The 3,229-nt window shown below is 66.8% G+C and carries 1 protein-coding gene; it reads right to left on the bottom strand.

All coding sequences use genetic code 11. The annotated features are described in order from the left end of the window. A partial coding sequence (locus AB4Z47_RS30460; RefSeq protein WP_441956135.1) for an SDR family NAD(P)-dependent oxidoreductase occupies positions 1-3,205 on the bottom strand: 3,205 nt, incomplete at its 3' end. Between the last annotated feature and the right edge of the window lie 24 nt (positions 3,206-3,229).

Genomic DNA, 3,229 nt, shown 5'->3' with positions numbered 1-3,229 from the left:
ACTCCACAAACAGAAACGGCGTCGACATCACCGTCACACCCCCGGCCAACACCAACGAGCTATCACCCTGCCGCAGGCTCTGACAAGCCAAATGGATCGCCACCAACGACGACGAACACGCCGTATCCACCGTCACCGCCGGGCCCTCCGAACCCAACGTGTACGCCACCCTCCCCGATGCCATACTTCTCGCCGAACCGGTTCCGACGTATCCCTCGGCGATCTGCCCCGCTGCCTTGGCGACCTGCTCGTAGTCCTGGTGCGAGACGCCGGTGAACACGCCGGTGTCGCTGCCTCGCAGCGACTCCGGATCGATCCCGGCATCCTCCAAGGCTTCCCACGACGCCTCCAACAACAACCGCTGCTGTGGATCCATCGCGGCGGCCTCACGCGGACCGATCCCGAAAAACTCCGCATCGAAATCACCCACACCACGCAGAAAACCACCCTCCCGCGTGTACACCTTCCCGAACCGATCCGGATCCGGATCGAACAACCCCTCAACGTCCCATCCGCGATCCAACGGAAACTCGCTGACACCATCCGAACCGGACGCGACGAGATCCCACAACTGCCCCGGCGACTCCACACCACCCGGGAACCGGCAACTCATCCCCACGATCGCAATCGGCTCATCGGTTCGGATCCGGCGCGCCGGCCGTGCGACGTCGCGGCCCGCATCCGCATCCATTTCGCCGAGACGAGATTGCACGAACGCCGCCACCGCCGCGGCGGTGGGGTGGTCGAACACCAGCATCGAGGGCAGTTGCACCCCGATGGCCTTGGCGAGCCGGTTACGAAATTCCAGGCCTGCCATCGAATCGAAGCCGAGCTCGGTGAACGGTGCGGTGGGATCGATCACGTCACTGGAGATATGCCCCAACACTCCGGCGACCTGCTCCCGAACGACGTCGAGCACGATCGCCGCACGCTCGGACACCCGGGCAGTGGCCAGCCGTCGCCTCAACGTCCCGCTCGTGTCCGCGGCTCGGCGTACCGGTACCGCGACAATCGAATGCAATATCTGCGGCAGCGACCCCTCACGCGCCTGAACCGACAGGGCCTCGGTGTCGAACTCCGTCCCGATCACCGCCGGTGCTGCCGCGCCGATCGCATGATCGAACAACGCCAAACCGTCCGCCGTCGCCAACGGCCGCACCCCCATCCGGCCCAGCCGCGCCATCGCCGCACCATCTAAACCGCTGGTCATGCCGATGCCCTGGTTCCAGGCGCCCCACGCAATCGAGACCGCGGCCAAGCCTGCCGCCCGCCGACGCCACGCCAGCGCGTCCAGGAAGGCGTTCGCTGCCGCATAGTTGCCCTGCCCCGGTAAACCCACCACACCCGCGGCCGACGAGAAAAGCACGAACGCCGACAGATCACGATCTTTGGTCAACTCGTGCAGATGCCAGGCGGCATCCGCTTTCGGCGCCAGCACCCGATCCACCTGTTCGCCGGTCAAGGTCTCGATTGTGCCGTCGTCGAGAACGCCTGCCGAATGGATCACCGCGCTCGGCGCGAATTCCTTCGGCAACCCCGCCAACAGGGCCGCAACCGCCGCACGATCGCTCACGTCACAGGCCACGACTCGCACCTGCGCGCCCGCGGCCGTCAAGTCACTCACCAGCCCGGCCACACCCTCACCACGCTGCCCCCGCCGCGACACCAGCACCAACCGCTGAACGCCGTATGTGTCGACGATATGCCGAGCCACCAAGGCTCCCAAACCAGTGGATCCACCGGTGATCAACACCGCACCCGTACCCAACGGCGACCTCGTCGCCAACGCCGGACCCGGCTGGCGCCGTAACCGCGGCACCCGCAACCGGCCGCCGCGGACAGCCAGCTGTGGCTCGCCCGAACTCACCACCGCAGCAACAACATCCACCGTCACGTCCTCATCGACGCCCACATCGACAAGAATGAACCGGCCCGGATATTCGGACTGCGCGCTCCGCACCAAACCCCACACCGCCGCACCCGCCGGATCCGACAACTCACCCGGCACCCCCATCGCTCCGCGCGTCAACACGACCAGTCGCGACCCGCTCGAGCGCTCCTGGGCCTGCCAGGTCTGCAACAGTTCCAGCGCTGAGCGCACCCACGCGCGGGTCCGCACCGCCACATCATCGTCGTCGCCGCCGATCGAACCGTCCCCGCCGGGCGACCACACGACGACCTCCGGCATTACCTCGCTGTCGAGCAGCTCCGCAAGGTCGGCGCGAACATCGGCCTCCGCGACATGACCGGCACCAAGGACCGCCATCGACCCCACCACCCGGGTGGCGCTGGGCGACACCGACACCCATTCGACATCCGTCAGCGATGCACGGCGACCGAATCCACTGTTGAGCACCTTCGCATCCACGGGGCGGGCGGTAAGCGACTCGAGGCTGAGCACGGGCGCACCCGCGTGGTCGAGTGCGACGACCCCAACCCGTCCGGCGTCCAACCGCACGAGCCGAACCCGGATGGCCGGCACGCCAGCGCGGTACAACCGCACCCCGGTGAAAGAGAACGGCAACGGCAGCTGACCCGAGGGCATGTTCGACGCCAGCCCCTCGATTGCGGCGTGGAATGCGGAGTCCAGCAACGCAGGATGGATCCCGAACGACAATGCCTGATCATCGGTATCGGCCGGGAGTGACACCTCGGCAAGCAGATCGTCACCATCACGCCACACCGACCCAACCCCCTGGAACGCGGGGCCGTAACCGAACCCCAACTCCGCCAGATGGCCGTAAAGCCCGCCGGTCGGCACCGGATCGGCGCCCGCGGGCGGCCATTCTTCGCTTACCGACCTATGCCGTTCCGCCTCGAACCACGTGGGAACAGCCGCACCGGCCGGAGCCAGCACGCCGCTGGCATGCGACACCCACTCACCGGCCTCGGAATCCCCGTCGGCAACGACACGAGAGTGGATCACGAACCGACGTCGGCCCGCATCATCGACAGGTTCTACCCCGAGCTGAATATCGACCGCGGTGTCGTCGGCGAGCGGCAGCGGCTCTTCGAGCAGCAGCTCCTCGACGAACTCGGCGCCCAGCCGCGCTCCTGCGGTCAGCGCCATTTCCACGAACGCCGTCCCGGGCAGTAGTACCGTGCCGAACACCGTGTGGTCGGCGAGCCAGGAATGAGTCCGCACCGATACATGTCCGGTGAACAGCCATTCGTCTTTTCCGGCGAGTTGCACCGTGTTGGTCAACAATGGATGCCCGAGTGAGCCGGT

This window comes from Nocardia sp. 2TAF39 (assembly GCF_052114905.1).
Lineage (GTDB): Bacteria > Actinomycetota > Actinomycetes > Mycobacteriales > Mycobacteriaceae > Nocardia.
Note: the sequence above shows the minus strand (reverse complement) of the source record. Positions and strands in the feature narration are given on the sequence as shown.